Annotated in this window: 21 protein-coding genes and 1 pseudogene; 11 read left to right on the forward strand and 11 right to left on the reverse strand. The window is 57.1% G+C overall.

Annotated elements, in window-relative coordinates; translation table 11 throughout:
* Nucleotides 1–14: 14 nt before the first annotated feature.
* Nucleotides 15–737 carry a fumarate/nitrate reduction transcriptional regulator Fnr gene (gene fnr / locus EIC84_RS01755; RefSeq protein WP_034351808.1) on the reverse strand — a complete coding sequence of 241 codons (723 nt, stop codon included), beginning with the start codon at nucleotides 735–737 and terminating at the stop codon, nucleotides 15–17.
* A gap of 268 nt (nucleotides 738–1,005) precedes the next feature.
* Here fnr and hemN point away from each other — a divergent pair, with 268 nt between their 5' ends.
* The 5 genes from hemN to EIC84_RS01780 all read left to right on the forward strand — a co-directional run bounded on the left by hemN (nucleotide 1,006) and on the right by EIC84_RS01780 (nucleotide 8,379).
* Nucleotides 1,006–2,388, forward strand: a complete 1,383-nt coding sequence (gene hemN, locus EIC84_RS01760; protein WP_003063116.1) for an oxygen-independent coproporphyrinogen III oxidase — start codon at nucleotides 1,006–1,008, stop codon at nucleotides 2,386–2,388.
* Between the two features lie 3 nt (nucleotides 2,389–2,391).
* A complete protein-coding gene (locus EIC84_RS01765) occupies nucleotides 2,392–3,105 on the forward strand; it encodes a sulfite exporter TauE/SafE family protein (protein ID WP_034351810.1) in 714 nt (237 codons plus the stop codon).
* Nucleotides 3,106–3,197: 92 nt separating this feature from the next.
* The gene (locus EIC84_RS01770; RefSeq protein ID WP_237704411.1) at nucleotides 3,198–4,460 is read left to right on the forward strand and encodes an HD-GYP domain-containing protein; all 1,263 of its coding nucleotides are present in this window, start codon (nucleotides 3,198–3,200) and stop codon (nucleotides 4,458–4,460) included.
* Nucleotides 4,457–6,946, forward strand: coding sequence for a bifunctional diguanylate cyclase/phosphodiesterase (locus EIC84_RS01775; RefSeq protein WP_003063109.1), 2,490 nt, complete (start codon nucleotides 4,457–4,459; stop codon nucleotides 6,944–6,946). The genes EIC84_RS01770 and EIC84_RS01775 overlap by 4 nt, the downstream gene beginning before the upstream one ends.
* A 182-nt stretch (nucleotides 6,947–7,128) precedes the next feature.
* Nucleotides 7,129–8,379 carry a helix-turn-helix transcriptional regulator gene (locus tag EIC84_RS01780; protein WP_003063107.1) on the forward strand — a complete coding sequence of 417 codons (1,251 nt, stop codon included), beginning with the start codon at nucleotides 7,129–7,131 and terminating at the stop codon, nucleotides 8,377–8,379.
* A 1,185-nt stretch (nucleotides 8,380–9,564) separates the two neighbouring features.
* On the opposite strand, the gene EIC84_RS01790 is transcribed toward EIC84_RS01780, so the two are convergent.
* The 4 genes from EIC84_RS01790 to EIC84_RS01800 all read right to left on the reverse strand — a co-directional run bounded on the left by EIC84_RS01790 (nucleotide 9,565) and on the right by EIC84_RS01800 (nucleotide 13,297).
* Nucleotides 9,565–10,404 carry an SDR family NAD(P)-dependent oxidoreductase gene (locus EIC84_RS01790; protein WP_003063105.1) on the reverse strand — a complete coding sequence of 280 codons (840 nt, stop codon included), beginning with the start codon at nucleotides 10,402–10,404 and terminating at the stop codon, nucleotides 9,565–9,567.
* A gap of 403 nt (nucleotides 10,405–10,807) precedes the next feature.
* The gene (locus tag EIC84_RS01795; RefSeq protein ID WP_034361570.1) at nucleotides 10,808–11,881 is read right to left on the reverse strand and encodes a linear amide C-N hydrolase; all 1,074 of its coding nucleotides are present in this window, start codon (nucleotides 11,879–11,881) and stop codon (nucleotides 10,808–10,810) included.
* Nucleotides 11,882–12,143: 262 nt separating this feature from the next.
* Entirely contained in the window at nucleotides 12,144–12,272 is a 129-nt protein-coding gene (locus tag EIC84_RS26270) for a hypothetical protein (protein WP_003063099.1), read from the reverse strand.
* A gap of 104 nt (nucleotides 12,273–12,376) precedes the next feature.
* Nucleotides 12,377–13,297: a GGDEF domain-containing protein gene (locus EIC84_RS01800; protein ID WP_003063096.1), complete on the reverse strand. Its 921-nt coding sequence runs from the start codon at nucleotides 13,295–13,297 to the stop codon at nucleotides 12,377–12,379.
* A gap of 616 nt (nucleotides 13,298–13,913) precedes the next feature.
* On the opposite strand from EIC84_RS01800, the gene EIC84_RS01805 reads away from it, so the two are divergent.
* Nucleotides 13,914–14,129 carry a hypothetical protein gene (locus tag EIC84_RS01805; protein ID WP_003063093.1) on the forward strand — a complete coding sequence of 72 codons (216 nt, stop codon included), beginning with the start codon at nucleotides 13,914–13,916 and terminating at the stop codon, nucleotides 14,127–14,129.
* Nucleotides 14,130–14,715: 586 nt separating this feature from the next.
* Nucleotides 14,716–14,921: pseudogene (locus EIC84_RS01815) on the forward strand (transposase); the annotation flags it as partial.
* A 416-nt stretch (nucleotides 14,922–15,337) separates the two neighbouring features.
* Here the strand turns inward: EIC84_RS01815 and EIC84_RS01820 are convergent.
* Together EIC84_RS01820 and EIC84_RS01825 are read right to left on the reverse strand one after the other, a co-directional pair.
* Nucleotides 15,338–16,045: an aspartate/glutamate racemase family protein gene (locus EIC84_RS01820; RefSeq protein ID WP_003063086.1), complete on the reverse strand. Its 708-nt coding sequence runs from the start codon at nucleotides 16,043–16,045 to the stop codon at nucleotides 15,338–15,340.
* Entirely contained in the window at nucleotides 16,042–16,815 is a 774-nt protein-coding gene (locus EIC84_RS01825) for a glutamine amidotransferase (RefSeq protein WP_003063085.1), read from the reverse strand. The genes EIC84_RS01820 and EIC84_RS01825 overlap by 4 nt, the downstream gene beginning before the upstream one ends.
* A 103-nt stretch (nucleotides 16,816–16,918) precedes the next feature.
* Here EIC84_RS01825 and EIC84_RS01830 point away from each other — a divergent pair, with 103 nt between their 5' ends.
* The gene (locus EIC84_RS01830; protein ID WP_003063082.1) at nucleotides 16,919–17,797 is read left to right on the forward strand and encodes a LysR family transcriptional regulator; all 879 of its coding nucleotides are present in this window, start codon (nucleotides 16,919–16,921) and stop codon (nucleotides 17,795–17,797) included.
* An 18-nt stretch (nucleotides 17,798–17,815) separates the two neighbouring features.
* On the opposite strand, the gene EIC84_RS01835 is transcribed toward EIC84_RS01830, so the two are convergent.
* Nucleotides 17,816–18,727, reverse strand: a complete 912-nt coding sequence (locus tag EIC84_RS01835) for a LysR family transcriptional regulator (protein WP_003063080.1) — start codon at nucleotides 18,725–18,727, stop codon at nucleotides 17,816–17,818.
* Between the two features lie 147 nt (nucleotides 18,728–18,874).
* On the opposite strand from EIC84_RS01835, the gene EIC84_RS01840 reads away from it, so the two are divergent.
* Nucleotides 18,875–19,861: a tripartite tricarboxylate transporter substrate binding protein gene (locus tag EIC84_RS01840; protein WP_003063079.1), complete on the forward strand. Its 987-nt coding sequence runs from the start codon at nucleotides 18,875–18,877 to the stop codon at nucleotides 19,859–19,861.
* Between the two features lie 9 nt (nucleotides 19,862–19,870).
* Nucleotides 19,871–21,058 carry a M20 aminoacylase family protein gene (locus EIC84_RS01845; protein WP_003063076.1) on the forward strand — a complete coding sequence of 396 codons (1,188 nt, stop codon included), beginning with the start codon at nucleotides 19,871–19,873 and terminating at the stop codon, nucleotides 21,056–21,058.
* An 87-nt stretch (nucleotides 21,059–21,145) separates the two neighbouring features.
* Here EIC84_RS01845 and EIC84_RS01850 read toward each other — a convergent pair whose 3' ends face one another.
* The 3 genes from EIC84_RS01850 to EIC84_RS01860 all read right to left on the reverse strand — a co-directional run bounded on the left by EIC84_RS01850 (nucleotide 21,146) and on the right by EIC84_RS01860 (nucleotide 24,278).
* The gene (locus EIC84_RS01850) at nucleotides 21,146–22,045 is read right to left on the reverse strand and encodes a PhzF family phenazine biosynthesis protein (RefSeq protein WP_003063074.1); all 900 of its coding nucleotides are present in this window, start codon (nucleotides 22,043–22,045) and stop codon (nucleotides 21,146–21,148) included.
* A 392-nt stretch (nucleotides 22,046–22,437) separates the two neighbouring features.
* A complete protein-coding gene (locus tag EIC84_RS01855) occupies nucleotides 22,438–23,478 on the reverse strand; it encodes an IS481 family transposase (protein ID WP_003063069.1) in 1,041 nt (346 codons plus the stop codon).
* Between the two features lie 338 nt (nucleotides 23,479–23,816).
* Nucleotides 23,817–24,278 (reverse strand): MarR family winged helix-turn-helix transcriptional regulator, encoded by a 462-nt coding sequence (locus EIC84_RS01860; RefSeq protein ID WP_003063067.1) that lies wholly within the window; start codon nucleotides 24,276–24,278, stop codon nucleotides 23,817–23,819.
* 304 nt (nucleotides 24,279–24,582) lie between these two features.
* Between EIC84_RS01860 and EIC84_RS01865 the strand changes: the two genes are divergently transcribed.
* Nucleotides 24,583–25,533, forward strand: a complete 951-nt coding sequence (locus EIC84_RS01865; RefSeq protein ID WP_003063064.1) for a PDR/VanB family oxidoreductase — start codon at nucleotides 24,583–24,585, stop codon at nucleotides 25,531–25,533.
* The last annotated feature ends 17 nt before the right edge of the window (nucleotides 25,534–25,550 follow it).

Raw genomic sequence — 25,550 nt, forward strand, 5'->3', positions numbered from 1 at the left:
TCTGTCGACTCGGTTCAGTTCTGGCATTGCTGGCTGTTGACGATGCGTTTGAGCGCCTCGGTATCCAGGATGCGCAGGTGGCGCTGCTTGACTTCCACAATGCCTTCCTCTGCAAATTTGGAGAAAGTGCGGCTCACGGTCTCGAGCTTGAGGCCCAGGTAACTGCCGATTTCTTCGCGCGTCATGCGCAGCACCAGTTCCGACTTGGAAAAGCCGCGTGCCGACAGGCGCTGAACCAGGTTCAACACAAAGGCCGCCAGGCGCTCTTCGGCACGCATGCTGCCCAGCAGCAGCATCACGCCATGCTCGCGCACGATTTCGCGGCTCATGACCTTGTGCACATGGTTCTGCAGGGCCGTGACCTCGCGCGAGAGCTGCTCCAGTTTGTCAAACGGCATGACGCAGACCTCGGCGTCTTCCAGGGCCACGGCATCACAAGTGTGGTGGTCGTTGACGATGCCGTCCAGACCAATGATTTCGCCAGCCATCTGAAAGCCTGTGACCTGGTCGCGTCCGTCTTCGGTGGCCACGCTGGTCTTGAAGAAGCCGGTTCGAATGGCATACAGCGAGGTGAACTCTTCGCCATTGCGAAACAGCAGACCGCCGCGCTTGACCTTGCGGCGCGTGGCCACAATCTCGTCAATGCGCTCCATTTGTTCATCGTCCAGGCCCATGGGCATGCACAGTTCACGCAGATTGCAGTTGGAGCAGGATGCTTTGATGGTCTGAAGATTCATGGGCTTTTTGCAACGGCGCAGACAGACACGGAGTGGAGAGTCGCGCTGGTCATTGACCTCGTGGTTGAAGATGAGATGGATCAAATTGTCGCAGCACTTGCCTTGAGGTCTCTTGATTTTCATCAAGGACAGGGTGATTGCCTTGGGGCACATTGCCTGTATTCGTTCAAAAACATGCGCTTTTGCCTATTTTGGGCATGATTTTCAGGATCTGATTTCCATTGAAATCTGCTCTATACAGAGTGTGGGCGCACCCTAACTCCCAGTTATGACCGCAGTCACGCCTGAGTTGCTGAGCCGCTTTGATATCCCCGGCCCACGCTACACATCGTTCCCAACAGCCGACCGTTTTGTTGAGGCTTTTGGTGCAGACGACTACATACTGGCACTCAAGCAGCGCAAGACGCATTCTGGCTCGCGCGCTTTGCCCCTGTCCGTTTATGTGCATGTGCCGTTCTGTGAGTCGCTTTGCTATTACTGCGCCTGCAACAAGATCGTGACCAAGCATCATGAGAAGGCTGCCGAGTATCTGGACTACTTGAGCCGTGAGCTGGCCATGCATACCGAGCATTGCGGCAAAGGCCAGCTCGTAAGCCAGCTGCATCTGGGCGGAGGCACACCGACCTTCTTCAGCGATGCCGAGTTGCAGCAGCTGATGGTCTTGATGCGTGAACATTTCAAGCTGGATCCCGCGGGCGAGTACTCCATCGAGGTCGATCCGCGCACCGTCAGCAACGAGCGGCTGAGAGCTCTCAAGGACATGGGGTTCAATCGCCTGAGCTTTGGCGTGCAGGACTTTGATCCCGCGGTGCAGAAAGCGGTGCACCGCGAGCAGCCCGCCGAGCAAGTCTTTTCGTTGGTGGCCGAGGCGCGCCGCCTGGGCTTTGTTTCCATCAATGTGGACCTGATCTACGGGCTGCCCAGGCAGACGCCCGAGTCTTTTGCGCGCACGCTGGCACAGGTCAATGAGCTGCGCCCCGATCGCATTGCACTGTATGCCTATGCGCATCTGCCCGAGCGCTTCAAGCCGCAAAGGCGCATCGAATCGGCAGACCTGCCCATGGGGCAGGACAAGCTGAACATGCTCTCCGGCGCAATTGATGCATTCATGGATGGCGGCTATGTCTATGTAGGCATGGACCACTTTGCGCTGCCTGACGACTCTTTGGCCATTGCCAAGCGCCAGGGGCGCCTGCATCGCAATTTTCAGGGCTACAGCACCCAGCCTGATTGCGATCTGATTGCACTGGGCGTATCGGCTATCGGCAAGGTGGGCGCGACCTACAGCCAGAACGTCAAGACTCTTGAAGAGTATTACGATGCCGTCGATGGCGGCATGTTGCCCGTGCAGCGCGGACTGGCACTTTCACGTGACGATCTGGTGCGCAGAGCCGTCATCATGTCCATCATGTGCCAGGGCTCCGTCCTGTATGAGCCCATGGAGCAGGCCTGGCTTATCAATTTCCGCGAATACTTCGCTGCGGAGCTGGATGCGCTGGCAGAGATGCAGCGCAACGGCTTGGTCGAGCTGTCCGCCGAGGGCTTCAAGGTCACTGGCCTGGGCTGGTTTTTTGTGCGCGGAGTAGCCATGCTGTTTGACCGATATTTGCAGGCCGACCGGAACCGCGCCCGCTTTTCGCGCATCATCTAGCGCATGTTGTTTTCGCTGGTCTGGACTGCTTTGATCATGGGGCTCGTGGGTGGGCCCCATTGTCTTGTGATGTGCGCTGCCCCCTGCAGTGTGGTCACAGCAGCGAAGCCTGTCGGCGGCGGGCAGCCAGTTGTCGTGCTCGGCCTGCAAAAACGCCAATGGCTGCGTACCAGTCTGTTTCATCTGGGGCGCATCGCTGCCTATGCCCTGCTGGGCGGGATCGCGGCCGTGGCCATGGAAAGTCTGGCCTGGCTGACCAGTCAGACAACGGCATTGCAGAGACTTTGGACGCTGATGCATGTGGCGGTCATGGCCTGGGGACTGGCCATGGTGGTGCAGGCGCGGCAGCCAGCCTGGCTGGAGCGGGCGGGGCGTTCCGTCTGGGCCAGGGTTCAGCCCTGGGTCACCGCGCCAGGCGGCAGTCTGGCAGCAGGCTTTGCCTGGGCACTGATGCCTTGTGGTTTGCTGTATTCGGCTGTGTTGGTGGCGGCCTTGAGTGGCGGCGCCTGGCAAGGGGCTTTGTCCATGGCAGCCTTTGCCGTTGGTGGTGCACTGTGGCTGCTGGCGGGTCCCTGGCTGTGGCAACTGGGACAGTCGCATGTCAATGCATTGCGGGCCAGATGGGGCACCAGAGTTGCAGGTCTGATGCTGATTGGCGTTGCGAGTTGGGCTTTGTGGATGGACCTGGTCTACAAACCCAGCCTTTGGTGCCGATAAGTCACACAAGAGGGGATTGTTGATGCTGTTTGCATCCCAACAGACCCTAGTCATGCTTGAGCAGTCATGGAACTGCGGAATAATGTCTTATCTTGTGTGTAGCGCTCAAAGTGAATCGTTTCGTTGCTATTGATATCGGACAACTGCGTATCGGCATGTATGTCCATCTGGAGACCGGCTGGTTGCGCCATCCGTTTCCCGTCAGCAGTTTCAAGATTGTCAATGACGAGCAGTTGCAGACACTTAGGACCCTGAAGCTCAAGGCAGTTCAGGTCGATCTATCGAGAAGCGATCTGGAGGAAGCGGCAGCACCTCCGGCCGCAGACCCTCAACCCGCTCCTGTCCCCCCTGAGAACGATGCGCATGCATGGCGTAACAGTATTTTGGGCGTGCAGTCCAGGTTTCTGGGCGCGGTTTCCGTATTTGATGACGTGCAGGCCTTGTTGCCTGTCAACCCCGAGAAGGCGCGGACAACGACGGATATGCTGGTTGCACAGCAAGTCGTCAAACTGGCGCAGGCTCGTGATCTGAGTTTGCATCTGCTCGCGGATACGGGGGGCGCCACCTTTGGCGTACATGGTGTCAACGTCTCCGTGCTGAGCCTGTTGCTGGGTAAGACGCTGGGCCTGTGCGATGACGTATTGAAGGATCTGGGCACGGCGGCCCTGTTGCATGACATCGGCAAGCCGGGGCTTGAAATTTCCGCATCGGCCAATGCACTGAATCAGGGCACGGGCCGCACGCCTCTGCGAGAGACCGTGTATGCGCGTCATGTCGGAGAGTCGGTGGCATTGGCTCTATCCATGGGCTATCCTCCTTCCGTCACGACGGCCATCGCCCAGCATCATGAATGGGCCGATGGGTCAGGCTTTCCACTTGGCTTGCTGGCCGAAGATATGGACATTGCCGGACAGATCCTGGCGCTGGTCAATAATTTTGAGCGCTTGTGCAATCTGCCATTGCAAGGCAACGAAATGACGCCTCATGAAGCCATGGCTGCACTGTATGGACAGTATCGCCAGCGATATGCGCCCGATGTGCTCAAGGCATTCGTGCAGACCTTGGGGGTCTATCCGCCGGGCTCTTTGGTGGAACTAAGCGATGGGCGGATGGGCGTGGTGGTGTCTGTCAACACCAGCCAGTCGCTCAAGCCGCAGGTGCTGACCTATGACATGCAGGCGCCGCAGAAGCTGCGGTTCGTAGATTTGCTTGAATATGTGGGTTTGGGTATTCGCCGGGGCTTGACGCGAAATCAGCTTTCTCGAAATGCGTTAGAAGCTTTACAGCCGCAAAGGCGTCTTTGCTACTTTTTTGACAGTTCTGCAGCACCTGCTGCCGAGAAAGACCTCGCGTGACTTTGCAGCAGAGTTTTCTGATTGACCCTCTGCTTGCCTCCATGCTCGATGGTTTGCAGGAGGCGGTCTGGCTGCTGGATGCGCAGACATTGCGTGTCGTGCATGCCAATGCAGCCAGTATGCAGCTCACAGGCTACACGCCCGAGCAGGCGCAGGAGCAGTATGTCGATGTGCTGTGCGCCTCTCTGGTGCAAAAGGCGTTCTGGCAGGATGCCTCAAACTGGGTGGGTGGGGCGAAATTCCTCACAGAAATCTGTACAGCCAATGGTTCATTGACAGCTGTGGAGATGGCGGTGGGCTCCATCGCCCTGAATCCACGCTGGTTGATGCTCACCATGCTCGACCGCAGCGAGCAGTTGCGGCACGAGAGCGAACTGGACATGCTGCTTGCAGAGTTGCGGGCGACGCTTGAGTCCGCTGCAGATGGCATGCTGGTCTGTGATCTGCGCGGCGGCATTCGTGCATTCAATCACCGTTTCGCGGAGCTGTGGCAACTACCCGAACCACTGCTCGTGCAGCGAGATGATGCGGCCGTCTTTGCCCATTTGGAAGCGCAGACCATCAGCAGCGAGAGTCAGTTCACTCTTCTACAGGATGCGCAGGACCTGTCGGCTCCTGAAACCTCGGAGGTACTGCAGCTGCTCAGTGGCAGGGTTCTGGAGCGCCGCTCCGTGCCTCAGCTCAGCCGCGGTGTGGCGATAGGGCGTATCTACTCCTATCGAGACATCACGGTGGAATCCAGCTCGGCGACAGAACTGCGTCTGGCTGCAAGAGTGTTCGAGTCCAGCCTGGACGGTATCTTCATTGCCGATGCCAATGGTGTCATCGTTCAGGTCAACCCGGCTGGCGGGCAGTTGCTGCATGGCAAGGCGGTGCTGGGGCTCGCTGCCTGGACTCTGTTCGAGTCCGAGGGAGGGCCTGTGTCCGACCTGCTGGAGCTAGCCGCTGCGCGCTGGGATGTGGGCAGCTTCTGGGAGGGCAATCTTTGGCTCAAGCAGAGTGAAGGTCAGCGCTGCGCGGTCTGGCTGTCCTGGGTGGCATTGCGTGACGGATATGGGCGTCTGGTACAAAGCATTGGCTTTATGCGCGACATGACCATGCAGCGCAGCGCTCAAAAGCAGATTGAGCAGCTGGCTTACAGTGATGCGTTGACAGGGCTGCCCAATCGCCTGAGTCTGAGCCGTCACGTGCAAGCCGCCATCACGGCGGCGCGCTTCACACAGCAGCCCTTCAGCATTCTGTTTCTGGATCTGGACCGTTTCAAGATCATCAACGATTCACTGGGCCATGACTTCGGCGACCGGGTGCTCAAGCTGGTTGCTCAGCGGCTGAGCGGACTGCTGCGCCCTGCCGATGTGCTGTGCCGTCAGGGCGGGGACGAATTTGTTCTCTATCTGCATGATTGCACGGGGGAAGGGGCTTCGGCCGTGGCCGCCCGTATTCTGGACGAAATGCGCCAGCCCTTCATGCTTGACGGTCTGGGCTTTTCCGTTCAGTGCAGCATTGGGGCTGCGCAATTTCCGGCGGATGGTTTGACGCTGGACGAACTGATTCGCCAGGCAGATATCGCCATGTATCGCGTCAAGGAGCGTGGACGCGGTAATTTCAGCTTCTACCAGCCGCAAATGAGTGCGGGTCTGCTCTCGCGAATGAAGCTGGAGCATGCTATGCGCCAGGCGCTGGACAAGGGGCATATGGCCGTGCACTTTCAGCCACAGGTACATATCCGTTCGGGTCGAATTGTGGCGGCAGAGGCTTTGCTTCGATGGACGGACCCCGAACTGGGGGTGATCTCTCCCGCAGCCTTCATTCCCTTGGCGGAGGAGTCCGGATATGTGGTTGCGCTGGATGCCTGGGTGCTTGAGCAATCGGTGCAAGAGGCGGCGCGCTGGCTGGCTATGGACATGCCCGTCAAGGTATCGGTGAATGTATCCGCGCTGGAGTTCAGGCAGCCGGACTTCGTGGATCGCCTCAAATATGTGTTGGAAGCCAGCGGCTTGCCGGCACAGTGGCTGGAGCTGGAGCTGACCGAGAGCATCTTGCTGCAGGAGGCGCAGGAAATGGCTTTACGCGTGCACCAGATCGCAGAGCTGGGTGTGGGCCTGGTCATTGACGACTTCGGTACCGGCTATTCGAGCTTGGCCTATTTGAAAAAACTGCCGATCTCCAAGATCAAGATCGACCAGAGTTTTGTGCGCGGCCTGCCGCACGATGCGGGAGACAAGGCCATTGTGGGCGCCATCATCAGCATGGGGCAGGCATTGGGCGTGGAACTTGTGGCAGAAGGTGTGGAAACGCAGGAGCAATGCCAGGCCATTGAGCAGTTGCAGGGCGACTACTTTCAGGGCTATCTGTGCTCGCCAGCCTTGCCTGCGGAGCAATTCCGAAAGCGTCTGGAGCAGGGCACATCCGAGCAGGAGTCGAGAGTTCAGCCGTATTCGCCGGATGACGATGCCAGCGGTATTCATATTGCAGGTCTGCAATAGTCGGAGGGCATGCTTTTTTGCTAGGTTTCCTATCGTCTGATTTGACGATGCGCAGTTTGTGGGGGCTCAGCAAAATCAAGGCATTTCTTGGGCCGACTTCCGGGTGCGTGCATCAATGAAGAACGCGCGCAGAGTTGAGTAACTGTGCGCTATTTGATGGGCCGGATTTTTTGAGACAGCAAATGCCCAAAAGCGATTACGCAACTTTTGATTTCTACAACTATCGCTCGGATGCTCTTCAGGCCGTCACCGGCTTTCCCGTCCCGTATGCCGTGGAGACTGAGGCCGCTTCTTCGCCGGAACAGGCCTCGGTCATCGGTACCGAAGCCCTGAGTCAACTGATTACTGCGCTGTACGAGTCAGCCATGGACCCGCAGAACTGGAAGGTATTTCTGGAGCTGCTGCGCTCAAGTGCCAATGGCAACTACGCCTCACTCGTGGTGCGCGACCCTCATGGTGAGAATGTGGGCTGGGTGATTTCAGCATCGAGCGGTCGCTCCGAAGTCATTCCTTACGACCCCTATGCGCAATGGAGCCCGTTTCTCGGTATCGCCAAGGACAAGGTGCTCACCCTGTCGGATGTGATGACGGAGGCCGAATGGCATTCCTGTCGCTACTACACCGACTGGTGCAAGGGGGTGAACATCGAGCACATTCTGGCCGTGGATGTCATGACCGATAACGGCTGTTCCTATGGTTGGCGTATCACGCGGCCTACGGCGGCGGGAGCATTCGAGTCAACACATCTGGACGTGGTGCGCATGTTGGTGCCGCACCTCAAGCGGGTGTTGAACATGCAGCTGAATCTGCATCGTGACCGGCAGGTCATTTCGCTATACGGGCGTGCCACTGCGCAGCTGATGATGGGCGTGGTCATTCTCGATCAGACGGGGAAGCTGATCGAGGCCAACCCAGCAGCCACCACCATTCTGAACGTGGGCGATGGAATACGGGTCAACAACGGTGCGCTCGAGGCCGTCTATGCCAATGACAATCGCCGGCTGCAGCGTCTGATCCGCGATGCCTTGCTCTCTCCCAGGCTGGAGAGCGTCTCCATGACCGAGGGCATGTCCATCACTCGCCAGTCCGGTCAACTCAACTGGGGCGTGGTGGTGCAAAGCATCTCTCCAGATGAATGGACCGAAGGCAAGCAGCGTCCCAGCGTAGCGGTTTTTCTGCGTGATACGACGGGGAAGGCAGAGCCGCCCGTCAAGCTCACGCAGCAGCTTTTCCATCTGACTCCTGCAGAGACAGCAGTGGCCACGCATCTGAGCAACGGCATGTCTTTGGAGGAGGCGGCCGAGGCCCTGGGTATCAAACCCAATACCGCCCGCGCCCATTTGCGCTCCATTTTCTCCAAGACCGGGGTACGTCGTCAGACCGAACTGGTGCGACTCTTTCTCAACAGTGTGGCCTGGTTGGGCAATCATTGATTCCAGCCCGGAAAGCAGGCAAAAAAAGGCCCGCATTGCGGGCTGTTTCTTGTGCCTGGCTGGAAGCTGTTGTCAGCCTGGGGTTTGCATCCGTCATCGCCTCATGCTTGTTGGAGTCGCAGTCATGATGCTTGAAGTCGTCATTCACTGGCTGGGTCATGCCTTAAAGGTCGGCACTATCACGGCGGAGACGCTGCCTGCAAGGTTGAAACCAGCTTTGAATGCGAAGGCAGATTCGCCACTGACGTCTGGAGCTGTCGAATGCCGGTCGCAGTCTTTCTGTTAGTCGCTTAGTGCGCTTGCTGCAGAGGCGAGAGCATCGAGCACTGTCGGCCGGGTTGCCTGCGCAGGCTGCATGCTGGGGAACAGGGTGGCAGTTGTTTGCAATGCTTTGCGGCATGGTCGGGTATCTTGCTTTCCATTTCGGCTCCTCGAATGAGAAAAGCACGCGACGGCCGGGGTGTTTGTGGACAGTGGCTGCAGGGCGGTACTCGTCCCTGGCCTTCTTGAAAGCTGGAGGAGATGGATGAATGGCAGCTGCCGCAGCGCTTACCGGATTGAGTGTCGAGTACAGGACTCCAGAAAGTAAAATCCACATAGTGGAGAGCTATGGGTAAACTATTGCTGATTAATTCAGTGAGGCATGTATGGATCGAATGGATGCCGGCGCAACGTATGAAATGAGCCCGCGCAGGGTTGTGTTTGAGTACAGGACCAACGGTGAGGCTCGATCAGCAGCTATCAGTGGCGATGCGCTTGAGCGCCTGACGAGAGCCAAGGAACTTGCTGGAGCGGGGCAGAACCTGGCTGCATACAGAGCCCATTGGCAAGCAATTCATGGGCTGGCTGCGACAAAGCACAATCAAGGTCAGGGGCCTGTCGTCATCCGCGTCGGTGATATTCAAGCTCGATAGAGTGATGTGAGACCTGTGCCAGGCTCTCTGTGCTCATGAAGGAATCGGGCGGCAATCTTTCTTGCTTCCTGAATCTGGGCGTCAAGCCATTCGGCCTTGGCGGTTCGCTCTGTACCTTGCGAAGCGGCTGCAGAGGGTATGGGGCTTGCTTAGTGGTGCAGTGCGCATGGTGCTCCAGGAAGCAAAAGCTCGCGCGATGGCGAGCCTGTCTGTTGGTTGAGGTGGCTTGTCAGAGCCCACTCATGCGGCTCACGGTTGGAGTGCAGTTAATTCATGTTGGGCGTCGTGGCGTTGGCAGATGGCCGCCGTCGACGTAGATGCTCTGACCGGTGATCCATTCGCCTTGGTCGCTGCACAGGAATGCGACCAAGTGGGCGATATCTTCGCCGGTACCTGCCCGACCCAGAGAGATGTAGCCGGCGATCATGTCGTCCCACACTTTGCCGCGAGGCACATCATCCAGACGACTTGTTTCCACGATGCCGGGAGCCACGACATTCACGCGAATCTTCTTGGGGCCAAGCTCTCGCGCCATGATGGTGGTCAGGCCATTGATGGCCACCTTGGTGGTGGCGTAGGCGCCAGTGTCGGGTGCCAGCAGCTGCGCTGCCAGCGACGAGATATTGATGATGACGCCGCCTTCTCCCTGTGCCCCCATTTGTTTTGCGAACGCACGAGACATATAGAAGGTTCCGTTCAGGTTGACATTCATCACCCGATGCCATGTATCGATGGATAGCTCCGTCACCGGGATGCGGTCGTCGCCGCGGGTTGCGCCCGCGTTGTTGATCAGAAAATCCACACGTCCCCATTCTGCAATCGTACGTGCAAGCAATGCATCGATGGACACTGGGTTGCTGACATCGGAGACCACAGGCAGGGCGCGGCGCCCGAGCTGACGGATTTCATCCGCCACCGATTCGATATCTCGCCAATGCGCTTTGCGCTCATCTTCCGGATAGGTGTCGGGGGCGCGGCCCGTGCCCGTCAGGACAACATCACAACCCGCCTGCGCCAATGCCAGTGCAATGGGGCGACCGATGCTGCGCATCCGGCCTGCACCGGTGACCACGGCCACTTTGCCTTCAAAACCAGTCAACGTATACGACATGCCACTTCCTTGCGATAGGGACCCAGAACATTCAGACGCATCAAGATTCTTCGGTCTGGCTTGATGCTCCTGCACTCCAATCTGCGCATCAAGGACGATGCAGCCGTTGAAGATCGAGCAACTCTTCAGCCGGATTCTTGAAGTGGCGGAGTTGAGGGAAATCGTCTGATGGGACTAGGGATACGCGCCCATTGAAGGGTTCCTGCTTGCTGGTCAGTCAGGGATCTTTTGGGGTGCGCTGAGTGCAAGTGGATGAGGTCGGTACGCCTTTTTGCGGTAGGACTGTGGTAACTCAGAAGCGGGGTTGGCGGACCGTCAGCATTGGCTGAAACATCGCGCTCCAGAAAGAAAAACCCGCACGATGCGGGTTTGTATCAGGGCAGAATCATTGGCTGGGAAATGATCAGATGCCTTGAAATTTAAACGGCTCGGATGCCTTGAATTGGCCAGTGGCATCCCCTGAATACGTGTGATTCTGGTCCGGTCCCAGATCGATCTTCATGACCTTGCCTTTTTCCTTGCTGAAGTCCAGTGCCTTCAGGTCCACCCAGAATGTGTTGGGTGTCAGTGCCGACTCAAAGAAATACAGCTTGCGCTCGTGATCAAACACGGTGCGCCAGCGGGTGGAGGATATATTGGGCTCTTCCGGAGTATTAAGGCCGTACGGCACGGAGGCATTGCGGATCACGCTGAAGACGCTGGCCAGTGCCTTGTTCGGACCTTGATCCTTGGGTATTGCGTTCACGTAGAACGAAGCGCGGGCGAAGCGGTCTGCTGCACGGTTGGTGCCAGGCAGCATTGTGGTGCCTCCAATCTGTTTCCAGTATGCATTGAGCGCCAGTTGCTGGTCGAAGGTTGGCGAGTTTGTCATGACCTGGTATTGGCGACCATGATGAATGACTTGCTTGCCTGCGATGTATTCCACGATCGCGCTATCGCCGCTGGAGTCGGAGATTGAAAGGTGTACGGTTGTCAGCCGGTTTTCACCGGGCATGGTGTCGGATACGAGGGTGAATGGTTCCTTACTTAGCGCAGCTACCGCCTGCTGCACTGTTGCAAAGTTGTCCAGTACATATTGAGCCCAGGCGGCAATCGACAAGCCTGGCTTGCTATTGGTGCCAAATGCAGGGTATTGCGACTCGACGAGCCATAGAAGGTTGGCATTCAGACCGGCTTCGTTGACTCCGTCGGTAGTGGAAATGTCATAGCCTGAAGTGATGACGCTGCCGTACTTGGACGTCCAGCGCACAGTATTGGGGCCGGTTTCGCCAGTGCGCTGCATGCCTCGCGGCAGTACCCAGAGGTTGCTGACGATGTCACTCTTCCAGTCCATGGATCGTGCGGTGATCACGTGGCCGTTGGCGCCGTGAAATACCAGCCGTGTGCATGCCCAGGAACTGGACACGGCCGCTAGACCTGAAACTCCAAGCAGCAAGGCTGCCACACGAGGGCGGATACACGGCATATTCATCTTCATTGAGCCTCCACGGTTAAAAAATGTGAATGGTGCCAAGCATGCCACATGCATCGGTAGTGAGATATTGATCGAACTCCAGCGACGTAGATGCCAAGCCGTAAACATTCAAATGGCCTCAGTACCTGCTCTTGCAACAAGTCCAGCAAGGCAGTGGCGATTCATGAACCTCGGGTGCATGTGCTTTTCCAAACACAAAATTCCGCTGCATGGCAGGAAGGGCTCGATAAGTGGAGGTTGAAAACGGCTGTTCGCATGGCATGTTTTATCTCCGGGCGCGGCCTTCGCCTCCCTGTGCCTCAATCAGATCGGTAGTCAGGCGCGAGGGCTTGTCCCTGGCAATGGCACCTCCTGTACCAAGGAAAGCTGCATCGTCCAGGCTCTCGGCGTCCATGACCGCATCAAGAAGCGCAAAGTGCTTGATGGCGGTGGGCGGGAATGACCATTCACAAGGAAGCGATCTGACGGCTCAGGGTCTTGGCAAGCGAAAGATTTGAACTAGGCGAGAACTACGCGATTGCGTCCAGCGGCCTTGCCTCGATACATAGCAGCATCAGCGCGCGAGATGAGGGCTTCTGCGGTTTCTCCCTGTCGATACTGAGTCACACCCAACGTACATGTCACTCGCAGATCTTTGTGCACTAACTGTGTCCACGGGAGTGCTTCTGTGCTTTCGCGAATTCTTTCGAGCAGCACTCCTGCCTGGGCCAATGGTGTATCACAGAGCACCAGAAGAAATTCCTCTCCGCCGTAACGACCAGCGCAATCGGTTGCACGAATCTGCGAAGACAGAAGTTGCCCAAAGGCTCGAAGCACTTGATCTCCTCCTTCATGACCGTAACGGTCATTGACCTGTTTGAAGAAATCAATGTCAAGCAATGCGATGCAAAACGGGGCGTCTCTGCGTTGAGCCGCATGAATACATTGTTGCAGTCGATCCATGACCCCTCGGCGGTTTGCCAGTCCCGTCAAGTCATCGTTGCGCACCAAGTTTTCAATCTGCTTCAGCGCGAGGGCCAGTTTTTCATTACTCGCACTGAGTCGATATTGCATGCCACGAAAGTAGGTGACCAGCACGCTGCATCGGACGACTGCTCCGAGCATGACGCCGACAGTGAGGAACTGCCCGATGAGGGTGTCGGTAGTCATGCGCATCTGTGGCCCTGCCCAGTAAACAGCCAGCGCAATTGCAATGAGCGTGCAACTCCAGGTCATCCAGAAACTTGTACGCCGCGGCGCAAGAAAGCCGTCGGTACTGAAGACCAGAAGCATAACCAGCGCCTGGAACGCAACCTGAGGAGCTGCGACAAGCAAGCCCAGCACCCCTGTAACCGAGACCAGTTGGTGCCAGAAGAACAAGCCAGGGTCACTCTGAGTCTGGCTCCAGCCACTGGCGTAGGCCCAGGTGATGAAGGCCATCCCTGCACCTATCCAGAGCCCATACAGCAGCACTGCATGCAACGGCACGTAGCCTGCCCAGCAGTGGCCGAGAAATAGCATGAAGGCATATAGATGGCTCAATAGGACCGAAGCGTGCAACTGCCAGGTGCGCTTGCGCCAGCGTTCGAAATGCTGAGTTTCATTGGCAAGAGGCGATGAAGACCTAGGGCCCCACAAAGGTGGTCCGCGTGTTTTTTCAGGGGAGTGAGCCATTGCCGGTTAATGGTCGCCAAAGTGCGATTGGTTGTTGCAAATAACAGTTTGCCCGAATTCCGGCCCCGGAAAATTACGGTGGGTGACCTGACAAAGCTTGGGTCGAACTGATCGCTAACGGTGCATACGGCAAGGTGACCCAGAGCCATCGGAAGGCTATATCGGTAGAAGTGTTTCCTGGCGCCTTCAACTCGACATGCCGACCTACGACACTGCGGTAAATGATCATGCTCCTGAACATTGCGATCCAGAAACAAATAAAGCCCGCTTGAGCCGGGACGGTGCACGAATTGGGTAGGCAAACAGGAAGTTCAACAAGAACTTACATGCAGCGCGCGCGGCAAGACTAGCCTGCAATGCTCCACGTTCTTAAGGAGTTGCTATGAAAGCGCTACTTTTAATCGCGGCACTTGCCAGCATGCTGGCAGGATGCTCAATGATGCCGGGACGTAGTTCCGGGTCTATGCCTGCCGAGAGTTCCAGCCAGACGATGGGCGGCATGAATATGATCGGCGACCGGGATCGCTGGATGCATGACGACAATGGGCGTCCTTGGACCGGAGGTGATGGTGCCTTCTATGGCGCTCAGAACATGTAGGGGAGTGGCAGGGTCAAGCTTTTGCTTCGAGGCACTGCACGGCCCTTTCGTCCGGCCGCTCGGCATGCGTGCCTGGGCACACGAATTCGTCGCGCAGTGCCTTCACTGGAACAAAGGGCTCATCAGCCTGCCAGAAAGAGCCGATCAGTCTTGACATCAGGTAGACAGCCAAGTTTTATGGCTTCAAAGCTTCAAAAAACAGAGCGCATCAATACTGACTGTTGTATGAATTAGGTAAGCAAAGTAGCCGTTCAACAAGAATTTACAGTGGGCACACGCCCCAGGAATAGCCTTGAAGACTCCTTCTTCTTAAGGAGTTGTCATGAAAGCGCTACTTTTAATTGCAGCAGTAGTCAGTACGCTGGCGGGTTGCTCGATGATGCCGGGGCGTGATGCCGGACACATGTCAGAGCAAGGTGTCCAGCGGACGATGGGAAGCAGTGATATGCGCTATGAATGGGGGCGTGGAGCGTATCAAGGTCCGGGAAGCATGCCGCTGTGGGCAGGCGGGGATGACACTTCTGGAGGCCTTGGCTGGCGTCGTGATTAAGCAGGAAGAACCACATCTTGCAGCGTTGTTGCATAAATCGCTTTCTGCCGTCGGGTAGCCTCGGACGGTGAGTCAGTCCCCCGCTATCGCACAAACCACTGGAAACAGTACAACGCAGTGCTCAAGGCGCGAGGCTCCCTGACCATCTTGTTGGACAAGGATATGTCATGGTTTGCCGCTATCAGCGGCAAACGTGGGCGTAGCCGCAGTTCTCGCATGCAGCTATCCAGTTCTGCTTGACCAGTCTGGCACGGCACTGATTTATGCAACAGTGCCAACCGGAAGTGAAACTGCCTATGGATGACAGAGGCGCAACTATCGTCACTAGCGCAAATGCCAGCACATTTGCAACTTTGATAAGTACCGAGCATGCGGATGAGTAAAGTGGCGCAAGAGGCCAATACTTGTTACTCGTGTCGATTAGTCTGAGCTTCGACCCGATTGGATTGAAGACCAGTCCAGCCTGTGGTGGTGATTCAAGAATCAGAGCCTGTCAGAAAAAGACGAACGCGAAATTCTCGCTCACCTTGCTGCAGTCCACAGGTAAAAGCAGTCGGTCAAGGAAATCTTCTGGGCGTCTGCTTCTGACGGATTGTGGCTGTCGCTGGTCGACCCAGAGCAGACCGCAAGAACGTGGGTAGCTGGGCCTGAAGCAAGCTCAGCTAGAAAGCACCGCACGAATCAAAGCCTCTACGTGAATTTCGACGGTATCAAGGCAAGGAACAGGGCTGTTGCTGTCACTAAGGATCAGAGGCAGTTCAGTGCAAGCGAGTGCTACATGGTCGATACCTTCCCGTTGCTGCAAATCCTGAATGATGGCGACGAACTCCTGTCGGGTGTTCTCTTTGACAAGGCCGTGTTCAAGCTCGGCCTCGATCTTGGCTTGGATGCGCGCAATCTGATGCTCACAGGGCACGATAACTTGTATGCCCCGATCTTCAAAAGGTGTCTTGAAGAATGTATTCGTCATGGTGAACACAGTACCCAGCAAACCGACTCTTTGCGCACCTCGCTCCTTTGCCGCATTGCAGGTGGCGTCAATGGCACTCACTATGGGAATCGGCGACAGCGGAAGTATGCGGTCCAGAACGATGTTGGGCGTATTGCCAGTCAGCCCCACCATGTCCGCACCACCGGCGGCCAGGCAGTGAATTGCGCCGAGCACGTAGTCGGCAAGCTGGTCAAACTCGCGTGCATGACAAAGGCTGAATACCTTGAAAGCGTTGAGGCTTTCGATGGACAGGCGAGGCAGATTCTCCTTGCCTACCTGTGTCTGAACGCCGTGAATGATCTTTCGGTAATAGGCCACGGTGGACTCCGGGCCTATGCCACCAATGAGGCCGAGTTTCTTCATTTCGCTGTTCATTGAGGTAATTCCGGGTGCTTGCCCATGGCTGCATTCAGCGAGGCTGCTGCATTGCCTGCTGGAGCGGTTCCAGCATGGGTTTCGATGAAGCGCCTGAGCAGCATCAACGGCGTTGGTGTGGGGCTAACGCCTTGCAGCATGGCCGCTGGATCTAGACCTTCCGCGCGAAGCAGTTGCGCTCTCGCATTGATGCAGGCCGCCATGACTTCCGATGTGAACTCTGGATGAAACTGCACGGACACTGCGGTGGGGCTGTAGCGGACGATCTGATGAGGATCGTGAGCTGAGCGAGCCAGTGCCCTGGCTCCATTGGGTAAGCACAGGATGGTCTGAAGATGTGTGAGGTGAGCCTGGAAGCGAGGTGGGCATCCGGCGAGCCAGGCGTCCGGCTCTGCAGCCGAGAGCTGTTCGATTTCCAGACATCCCATCTCTCTGCCGTCAGGGTGGTAATCCACGATTCCTCCCAGTGCGTGGGCCATAAGCTGATGCCCATAGCAAACGCCCATGAGCGGCATCCCCTGTGTCACAGCCTGCCGTATCCATTTGGCTGTCGCTTCGCTCCAGGGGTGCTGATCGGTCACCATGGACCACGAGCCCGTGATGATCGCCGCACGGTGCTGTCCGGGCTCGGGCAGAGATTCCCCTTCATACACCTTCACTATGTCAATGGTTTCGGGCCTGCAGCCGATGGCTGTCAGAAACCACTGGGGAAGATCGCCTGTGATGGCTCGAATGTCCTCGGGCGGTGTGCCCGCCTGGATCAGCAGCAAAGATTGATAGTCCACGAGAAATGGGGGAAGGTGGCAAGACCTCACACTTTAGTGAAACAAAACCATCATGAATACTGAATTTCAATGATGAGAGAATCTTGAAATGAGAAAGATTGATCTGGAATCGCTGGCGTTCTTCAAGTCTGTTGTGGATACCGGTAGTGTCACCCAGGCTGCCAGGCAGATGAACCGCGTGCAGTCCAATGTCACCACGCGCATCCGCAATCTGGAGGAGCGCTTGGGCGTGCAACTCTTTCTGCGGCATGGCAACCGGCTCAAGCTCTCGGCCGAAGGCGAGGTGCTGCGCGGCTACGCCGAACGGATACTGCGACTGTCGTCAGAGGCCGAGTCCGCGATGCTGCTTCGCGCGCCGCAGGGTACGCTGCGACTGGGCACACTGGAGAGCACGGCTGCGGCGCGACTCCCCCCGTTCCTATCCCGATTTCATGAGCGCTACCCGGATGTGTTCATTGAACTGGTTACCGGATCCACATCACGATTGCTGGACATGGTTCAGCGTTATGAAGTGGATGCAGCGCTGATTTCTGAGCCCTTCACTGCACCGGAGCTGGCGACCCAGAAAGCATTCGATGAGGAACTGGTGCTCATTGCTGCACGCTCGGCTACCGGTGTGCTGGATCCGGAACAGCTGTCACGTTGCACAGTGATTGCATTCCCTGCAGGCTGTTCGTACCGGCGAATCCTGGAGGAATGGTTTGCCAGTACCGGAGCTGCTCCTCACCGCATTCTGGAGATGGCGTCCTACCACGCCATCGTGGCTTGCATTGCAGCCGGTACGGGCATTGGCATCATGCCGCGCTCCATCTTGAAGGCCGTACATGCTGAACCACAGTTGCAGGTGCTTTCCCTGCCCAGACGCTACGCAGAAGTGACCACGCATCTGGTCTGGTTGCCACGGCAGGAGTCAGCCTCCACGGAGGCATTGAGGCAAATGCTGGCCGCCGATCTGCCCCCCCAGTGAAGTGGTGATGACAGGCCTTTATTGCGACCTATGCATCAAGAACTCCGCCAGCATATCCACTCCATGCTTTTCGGGAGTTTCAGGTAGCAACAAGCCGATTGCTGCCAATGTGCGGGGAAACTGCAGAGCCAGCACCTTCAGCCAACCAGCCTGGACAAAGGGCTGAACCACGCTCAGAGGGGTTAGCGCCACCGCATACGTGGCGCGCAAATACTCCAAAAGCATGGGCAGAGATCGCGTGATGAGAGGCGAGCGCTCTGGGAGGTGTTCGCAAGACTCGAACAGACGCTCGAAAGCTTCATGCATCTGCGTGGATAGTGGTGCCAGAACCCATTGCTGCTCAAGCAGCTGGCTTGCGTGCAGGTTACGTTTTCGATGCAGCGGATGGGTGGGGGCTGCCACCACAACCACTTCGTCCTGCAGCAGCGGCACAAAACGCGTTCCGCTGATAGCAGCCGCGGGCGCGCGTACGAGCACCATATCGAGCGTGCGCGCCGCCAGCCCAGCTAACAGAGCATGGTGACTGTCTTCCACCACCTCTACACGCAGTTGCGGATGCTGCTGAAGGAATGGCGGAAGTTCTCGACCCAGGAACCCCGACAGAGCCCCTGTGATGGCTCCGACACTGAGTATCCCCTGCACGCCTTCGGCGGCTGCCGCCAACATTTCTGCGCAGCCATTGAGCGAGCCCAGCATGTTGCGCAATAGCGGCAGAAGGTCGCGGCAGATCAAAGTGGGGCGTACTCCGCGCGCATGGCGCTCGAATAGCGGCAAACCCACCATCCGCTCAAGCTCCGACAAGGCTTTGGTTGCTGACGACTGTGTTTGCCCCACAACCTCGGCAGCGCGCTGGATGCTGCCCAGGTCGGCAATCAACACGAGCAGTTGCAGCTGTCGCAGCCGCGTGCGTGCCAACAGACGATTGAGCAAGGCAGAAGAACGCCCAGAGCTGGGTAAGTGCGAGGTAGTCATGGATTGCATAGCTCAATGCAATTTAGCACTTAAAAGATGGATGTTCTGCCCCAGACTTCTCCCTACCCGCTATCGAGTTTCGCCATCAATAAAAGGAGACATGTCATGACCTCTGCGCCTCACTCATTGGCCCGTAGCCTGATTCGCACTACGGCCACCGCCTGCGCCTTATGGGCATTGGCTGCCTCTGCCATGGCGGAAAGCTTTCCAGAGAAGCCCATTACCTTGGTTGTTCCGTTCGCCTCGGGCGGCTCCATTGATGCTGCCATCCGTGTGGTGCAGCCCAGGCTGTCGGCTGAACTGGGCCAGCCTGTGGTCATTGAAAACCTGGGTGGCGCTGGCGGAGCTCTGGGCGCAGCCAAGGTAGCCAATGCCGCCAAGGATGGGTACACGCTGCTGGTTGGCTCCATCAACGATGTGGTGCTGGTGCCCATGCTCAACAAAAACGTGCGCTATGGCACCAAAGACTTCGCACCTGTCGGTCCTATCAGCTCGAACTCGCCGCTGCTGGTCGCCCGCAAGGATTTACCTGCGAATGACCTGGATGGCGTGATCTCTGCATTGCGAGCCAAGCCAGATTCGATCAGCTATGGCAGTCCCGGCATGGGCACCATGCAGCATCTGGTGATGGAGGATCTGCAGCAACGTGCCAATGTGCGGATGTTGCATGCGCCGTACAAAGGCGCAGGCCCCCTGCTGACGGACTTGCTGGGTGGCCAGATCGACTTGGCCGTAATGGTGCCCGCTACGGCTCTGCCGCATATAGAAGCCGGGCGCATCAAGGTTCTGGGTGTGGCGAGTCTGCAGCGACAACCCATGATCAAGAATATTCCCACGCTCAACGAAGGCAAGGTCGTCAAAGGCCTGGAGATGAATGGCTGGATGGGGCTCTTGGCTCCCAAGGGCGTAGCACCAGATCGTCTCGCTCGTCTGAAGACGGCGTTGGAAGCTGCTCTTGCATCAAAAGGCGTTCCCGAGCAACTGACGGCCATGGGCATGCAAGTGGCGACAGCGGCGGAGCAGAGCCAGTTTGCCGATCAAATCGCGCGTGACCAGGCCAAGGCCCGTAGCTTGAGCGTGAAACTGCAATAAGAGCGCACCATGCCAATTATTCAAGCCATTGCCGACAACCCTGAATTCCGTCAGATCCGTCGTGACCTGCATGCCCATCCTGAGCTGGGCTTTCAAGAGGAGCGCACGAGCGCGCTGGTAGCCGACTACTTGTTGCACTGGGGCTATGAAGTCACGCGCGGCGTGGGCGGCACGGGGGTAGTCGGCACACTCAGGCGCGGATCGGGAGGGCGCAGCATAGGCCTGCGTGCAGACATGGATGCTCTGCCCATGCAGGAACTCAATACCTTCGAACATCGTTCGCAGCATGCAGGCCGTATGCATGCCTGTGGCCATGACGGGCACACGGCAACATTGTTGGCGGCTGCCTGGCATCTAGCCCAAAGCGGCAAGTTTGACGGCACGCTGCACTGTATATTCCAGCCCGCTGAAGAAGGTGGGCAGGCCGGTGCCCGCGCCATGATTGAAGATGGCCTCTTTGAGCGCTTTGACTGTGATGCCGTCTTCGGGCTGCACAATGCACCAGGACGGGCTGTAGGCAGCTTTGGCGTGCGAGCTGGTCCTTTCATGAGCTCCAGCAATCGCTTTCGCATTGATGTCCAAGGCAAGGGAGCCCATGCCTCACAGCCTGACACTGGTGTGGATCCGCTGATGTGTGCAGGCCAGATCCTTATCGGTTTGCAGACCATCATTTCGCGCAACCGCACACCTGACGACGCAGCGGTGCTATCCGTTACCCAGATTCACGGCGGTGATGCCGTCAACGTGATCCCGGACGGCGCCTGGCTGGGTGGCACCGTGCGCACGCAAAGCGCCAGTACATTGGACATGATCGAGCAGCGCATGAAGCATATCGTGCAAGGTTCGGCCATCGCTTATGGCTGTGAAGCGCGGTTGCACTTTGAACGTAACTATCCGGCGCTGGTCAATGACCCGGAACAAACTGCATTTGCGGTATCCGTCATGCGGGAGGTCGTTGGAATTGAACAGGTCGATGACAATGCGCCCCGGCTTACCAACTCCGAGGACTTTGCCTTCATGCTTCAACAGCGTCCCGGTTGCTACGTATTGCTGGGCAATGGAGAGGGCGAGCACCGTTTGCCCGGCCATGGACCTGGACCTTGCCAAGTGCACAACCCTTCGTATGACTTCAACGATGCGCTGATTCCTGTCGGTGCCAGCTATTTTGCGCGACTGGTGGAAAGCTTTCTGAAGTGAACTGCAGCCAGGCAGGCATAGTTGGTGAAGTTACATGGATATCTCTGTAAAAAGTTCGGCACCAGCCGTTGCTAGTGTTTGCTGCTCTTACAGTTGGACTGTGCCTTGCATGCAGGTGACTGTGTGGCCTCCAATCCACAGTTGTTGTTGTGCATCCTGCTGCACGGACACTCGGCCATTGCGGCCCACGCGGGTCCCTTGGCTTGCCATGTAGGGCGCCTGCACATGTTCCTGGGCGATTAGCCACTGAGCCAGGCTGCCATTCAGGCTGCCGGTGACCGGGTCTTCCACTCCGGTGCTGGAAAAGGCGCGCACCTCCAGCTGTGTCTGTATCTCCTGGCAGGCGCCGCCAATCAGTGGCATCGCATTGGCGGTCTGATACAGAGCAGCCACCCCCACCTTGTGGCCCAGGGCCTTGATGCGTGCCAAGTCGGGCTCCAGGCCGAGAACGCTGTCGGTATTGTCCAGCAGCAGGCACAGCCACTGTGCTCCATTGTCCAGGTAGGTGGCATCCTGTACCTGGGCTGCGTCTATACCCAGAGCCTCGTAGATCAGGTGCAAATGGTCAGGCAGGGGCAGGGCCTGGTGGGCCGGAGTGGCGAACGCCAGGCCGTGGATCGAGCGCTGGATGGGGATCAGGCCCTTGGCGCACTCTTGCACGATGCGCTCGGAATGGTTGGGGACTCCGCCCTGGGCGAGCCAAGCGTGGCAGGTGCCCAGCGTCGGGTAGCCGGCAAACGGCATCTCGGCGGCCGGGGTGAAGATGCGCACCCTATAGTCGGCCCCCTGGGCGCGGCCCGCGTCCGTCGGGGGCAGGACAAAGGTGGTCTCGGACAAGTTGGTCCAGCGCGCAAAGTTTTGCATCTGTGCATCGTCAAGGCCGCGTCCATCAAGCACCACAGTCACGGGGTTGCCGCAGTAGGGAACGGCCGTGAAGACATCCACGGTCATGAAAGGGCGGAGCTGAAGGGGAACGGCGGTGGCCATGGCGGAGGGATGTTGGTGGACAGGGGCAGATAAGAAAGCGCACAGCCTGCGAGAAGCAGCGCGCGAGCTAGGGGATGCCTGCGACGAGGGTGGCGCTGAATCATGTCATACGCTTGCTGGCGATTTCACGTCGGAACGGCTGTTTTGTGTTGAACGGCGACAGTCGCAATCGGGCAGAAGCAGGTCACAGGATTAAGAGTTGGAATGGCCGCTTACCGAAGTACGTCAATTGCTTCCACGAGATTTATCACCTGCCATTGCATGCTGCCGGAGGCCTGCGTGCCCTGGGGCCGCAGTTGCACGCTCATGAGCTGTCAGCTTGATGCTCTCATCTGTAGAAGTTCCGATCTGATCTGACAGTTGCTCCCGTTTCGGGCGGTACGGCTGTCAGATTAATTCAGCGCTTTTACCTTCTCGTCCCAGACCTCCTTTGCATCCATCAGCGTTTGCAGCGGCGTCCGGCCACAGCACATCTTGCCTTGATGTGTTCGCTGCCCGTTGTAGTAATTGATCCAGTCGTCCAGATCCGTTTGCAGCTCGTCAATTGATCGGTAGATCTTGCGCCTGAACGCCACCTGGTAGAACTCCTGCAGGATGGTCTTGTGGAATCGCTCGCAGATGCCATTGGTCTGCGGGTGACGCACCTTCGTCTTGGTGTGTTCAATGTCATTGACGGCTAGGTACAACTGGTAGTCGTGCGTTTCGGCCTTGCCGCAATACTCCGTGCCTCGATCCGTCAGGATTCGCAGCAACCCCATGCCTTGCTCGGCCAGGAAGGGCAGAACCCGGTCATTGAGCAGATCGGCACCCGTGATCGGTGTTTTGGTGGTGTAGAGCTTGGCAGCGGCCCATTTGGAATAGGTGTCCACAAAGGTCTGCTGGTAGATGCGCCCGACGCCCTTGATCGTGCCTACGTAAAAGGTGTCTTGGCTGCCCAGATAGCCAGGATGGGCGGTTTCTATTTCTCCGCAGGCCAGGTCATCTTCACGCTTCCTCTCCAAGGCCGTCACCTGGGCTTCGGTGAGCACGGCGCCCGTCTTGGCGACCTCAGCCTCCAAGTTTGACAGACGCTGTTTGAAGCTGGCCAGTTGATGGCGCATCCAGATAAAACGCACACCGGATGGCGACACAAAGATGCCTCGTTGCCGTAGCTCATTGCTGGCACGCAGTTGCCCATGCGCTGGCTGCTCAAGGGCATAGGCGAGGACAACCGCTTCAATGGCTTCATCAACCCGGTTCTTGGGATTGGGCTTTCGCCGAGAGATCTGGATCAGGGCTTCAACGCCACCTTCTTCGTGGGCATGCTGATAGCGATAAAAGGTGTCACGGGACACGCCCATGACTTTGCATGCCTTGGAGATGTTGCCCAGCTCACTGGCCAGATTGAGTAGGCCGACCTTGTGCCGAATGATGGTTTGGTTGAAACTGTTCATGAGGTTTCTCCGTTGGGCGCTTGCGCGCCCGGATTGATAAAGATTCGTAGCCTTATCAAAACGGGAAACCTCACCTATTGGCAAGGTCCACTGTCAGATCAAGTCTGAACTTCTACATCTCATCCCGCAGTATTTGCAGCATCCAAAATTCTGCAGAGGGTCGGCAGCACCTGCAACGTGTTGCTCTATCTTCGGAGCCAGTCGCTCGGCTGTGCGACTAGGCACGAACCGAATCGAACTACCGCTTCTGCGTTCAGCGACAGGGTGATGCTTGCCCAGAGCAGACAGCTATAGCACCTGAATTAAGCCGCGCAGCGAAGCGACGTGGCTTTGTATCCCTAGGGCCTGTACGCGTTGACGTGATCAACTTGCTTGTGGAGACGGTTGAGCATATCGATCAGCAACTCCACTTCTTCATGTGTCAGCGTTTGCAGAAGGCGACGCTCTCTTTCTTTTGCCACATCGAAGATCTGATCATGCAAATGTTGGCCCTCTGCGGTGAGGCTGAGGGTGTATCGCCTCGCGTCTACCGCATCAACTTGCGACTGCACATAACCTGCGTTTTGCAGAACTTGAACAGATTTGCTCACTGCACTCTTGTCCAGTCCGACTACCTGGCATATCCGCTGCGCAGGAATGTGGTTCTCCACCGCCAGCATGGACAACACACGCCACTCGACGATGCCTACATCGAAGTTCTCTCGATAGACCTGTGATGCCCCGGAGGACAGCTTGTTCGCGATGAAGGCCAGTAACGCCGGCGCGTAGCGCTCAAGGTCGAGTTTCTTTTTTTTCTTCATGCAATCTATGCCAACTTAGGGTAAATATTAGTTGAGATCTCAACAGATTTTTCTACACTGACGCATCTTTGCTTGCACTATAGCTGCGTTTTATTGGTTGATATCTCAACAAAATTTCGAGGCCAACTAGTCAACTGTGAACGGGATCTTGAACATGAGCCATCAATCGATCAAACGCTAAGCCTTGCTCCGCGAGTCCAACTACCCGGTAGCGGCAACTTAGAACAGGCAACCCAATTACAGCCAAAGTCCATGACGCTCTGTGTCAGGGAGAGGCGTTGGCTTTTTCAATAGAGAGTCCCACATGCTAGAGCTTGTTGTTCAACGAAGAGTGCAGGAAGCTGAAGACATCATCAGCCTTGACTTCATATCTGCGCAAGGAACGGTTCTTCCCGCATTTGAACCAGGAGCCCACATTGATGTTCATTTGCCGAATGGTCTGATCCGGCAATATTCCTTGTGCCATCCAAGCGAATCCCGATCTTCAGCCAAGTACACGATCGCAGTTCAGCGCGAGAAAGAGTCACGCGGTGGCTCGATTTCCGTGCATGAACAGCTCACGGTTGGCTCTAGGGTTCATGCCAGCGAACCCAGAAATCTATTTGAACTGGCACCCGCAGCGAGAAAGCATCTGCTTCTAGCTGGAGGTATCGGGATTACGCCGCTGATCTGCATGGCGCAAGCACTCGCCCTCCGGCAACATGACTTTGAGCTTCATTACTTCTGTCGATCTCAGGCCCGCGCAGCCTTTGGCGATCTGCTGAGATCGGACTCCTTGGCGCAGTCAGTGCATTTGTATCTGGATGGCAATACCAGCGCCCACTTGGCAGAACTTCTGAAAAGGCCTGATCCAGACACTCATATCTACGTGTGTGGTCCAAGTGGCTTCATGGACTGTGTGCTTGGCATTGCATCGGAGCGTAATTGGCCATTAGGCAATGTGCACAAGGAGTTCTTCGCCGCTGGCTCATCGCCGCAGGAAGGCGACCAGCTGTTTGAAGTGCAGATTGCCAGTACAGGATACCGATACGAGATACCGGTGGGTGCATCGGTGTTCGAAGTGCTTGATCAAGCCGGCGTGGATATCCCCGTGTCTTGCGAGCAAGGCATATGCGGAACTTGCGTGACCCGTGTGCTGGAGGGTGTTCCAGATCACCGTGACCAATACCTGACGGACGCAGAGAAGGCTGCGAACAAGTGCTTCACGCCTTGTTGCTCACGAGCTCGCAGCAAGCTGCTGGTGCTCGATCTTTGATTTCAGCTTTCCCTCAA

The organism is Comamonas sp. A23 (assembly GCF_004522605.1).
In the GTDB taxonomy this organism is placed as follows: domain Bacteria; phylum Pseudomonadota; class Gammaproteobacteria; order Burkholderiales; family Burkholderiaceae_C; genus Comamonas; species Comamonas thiooxydans.

What these genes read in the sequence shown, in the direction of transcription:
- fnr (WP_034351808.1), bottom strand. Translation starts at nt 737, where the DNA reads ATGAATCTTCAGACCATCAAAGCATCCTGCTCCAACTGCAATCTGCGT.
- hemN (WP_003063116.1), top strand. Translation starts at nt 1,006, where the DNA reads ATGACCGCAGTCACGCCTGAGTTGCTGAGCCGCTTTGATATCCCCGGC.
- EIC84_RS01765 (WP_034351810.1), top strand. Translation starts at nt 2,392, where the DNA reads ATGTTGTTTTCGCTGGTCTGGACTGCTTTGATCATGGGGCTCGTGGGT.
- EIC84_RS01780 (WP_003063107.1), top strand. Translation starts at nt 7,129, where the DNA reads ATGCCCAAAAGCGATTACGCAACTTTTGATTTCTACAACTATCGCTCG.
- EIC84_RS01790 (WP_003063105.1), bottom strand. Translation starts at nt 10,404, where the DNA reads ATGTCGTATACGTTGACTGGTTTTGAAGGCAAAGTGGCCGTGGTCACC.
- EIC84_RS01795 (WP_034361570.1), bottom strand. Translation starts at nt 11,881, where the DNA reads ATGAAGATGAATATGCCGTGTATCCGCCCTCGTGTGGCAGCCTTGCTG.
- EIC84_RS26270 (WP_003063099.1), bottom strand. Translation starts at nt 12,272, where the DNA reads ATGGACGCCGAGAGCCTGGACGATGCAGCTTTCCTTGGTACAGGAGGT.
- EIC84_RS01800 (WP_003063096.1), bottom strand. Translation starts at nt 13,297, where the DNA reads ATGGCCTTCATCACCTGGGCCTACGCCAGTGGCTGGAGCCAGACTCAG.
- EIC84_RS01805 (WP_003063093.1), top strand. Translation starts at nt 13,914, where the DNA reads ATGAAAGCGCTACTTTTAATCGCGGCACTTGCCAGCATGCTGGCAGGA.
- EIC84_RS01820 (WP_003063086.1), bottom strand. Translation starts at nt 16,045, where the DNA reads ATGAACAGCGAAATGAAGAAACTCGGCCTCATTGGTGGCATAGGCCCG.
- EIC84_RS01830 (WP_003063082.1), top strand. Translation starts at nt 16,919, where the DNA reads ATGAGAAAGATTGATCTGGAATCGCTGGCGTTCTTCAAGTCTGTTGTG.
- EIC84_RS01840 (WP_003063079.1), top strand. Translation starts at nt 18,875, where the DNA reads ATGACCTCTGCGCCTCACTCATTGGCCCGTAGCCTGATTCGCACTACG.
- EIC84_RS01845 (WP_003063076.1), top strand. Translation starts at nt 19,871, where the DNA reads ATGCCAATTATTCAAGCCATTGCCGACAACCCTGAATTCCGTCAGATC.
- EIC84_RS01850 (WP_003063074.1), bottom strand. Translation starts at nt 22,045, where the DNA reads ATGGCCACCGCCGTTCCCCTTCAGCTCCGCCCTTTCATGACCGTGGAT.
- EIC84_RS01855 (WP_003063069.1), bottom strand. Translation starts at nt 23,478, where the DNA reads ATGAACAGTTTCAACCAAACCATCATTCGGCACAAGGTCGGCCTACTC.
- EIC84_RS01860 (WP_003063067.1), bottom strand. Translation starts at nt 24,278, where the DNA reads ATGAAGAAAAAAAAGAAACTCGACCTTGAGCGCTACGCGCCGGCGTTA.
- EIC84_RS01865 (WP_003063064.1), top strand. Translation starts at nt 24,583, where the DNA reads ATGCTAGAGCTTGTTGTTCAACGAAGAGTGCAGGAAGCTGAAGACATC.